Genomic DNA, 554 nt, shown 5'->3' with positions numbered 1-554 from the left:
CGGAACATTTCAACGCCGGTACAGGTGGTCTTGGTGGTATCTTTGATACCAACGATTTCCACTTCTTCACCAACTTTGACGATGCCGCGCTCTACACGACCGGTTACTACGGTACCACGGCCAGCGATGGAGAATACGTCTTCGATAGGCATCAGGAACGGCAGGTCGATGGCACGCTCCGGCTCCGGAATGTAGGTGTCCAGGTGGCCAGCCAGTTCCAGGATCTTCTCTTCCCACTGAGCTTCGCCTTCCAGCGCTTTCAGTGCGGAACCACGGACTACCGGCAGGTCATCACCCGGGAAGTCGTACTCGGACAGCAGTTCGCGAACTTCCATCTCGACCAGTTCCAGCAGCTCTTCGTCATCTACCATGTCACACTTGTTCATGAACACGATGATGTACGGAACGCCTACCTGACGACCCAGCAGGATGTGCTCACGAGTCTGCGGCATCGGGCCGTCAGTCGCTGCTACTACCAGGATCGCGCCGTCCATCTGGGCAGCACCGGTGATCATGTTTTTAACGTAGTCGGCGTGACCCGGGCAGTCTACGTG

At 56.9% G+C, this 554-nt stretch carries 1 protein-coding gene; it reads right to left on the bottom strand.

What is annotated here, in order from left to right:
- On the bottom strand, positions 1-554 hold a 554-nt coding region (locus tag QLG02_RS10320), incomplete at both ends, for a GTP-binding protein (RefSeq protein ID WP_282465118.1).

Origin of the sequence: Aeromonas sp. V90_14 (assembly GCF_029967615.1) — a bacterium.
In the GTDB taxonomy this organism is placed as follows: domain Bacteria; phylum Pseudomonadota; class Gammaproteobacteria; order Enterobacterales; family Aeromonadaceae; genus Aeromonas; species Aeromonas hydrophila.
The sequence above is the reverse complement of the archived record's forward strand: the minus strand, read 5'-3'. Positions and strand labels throughout refer to the sequence as shown.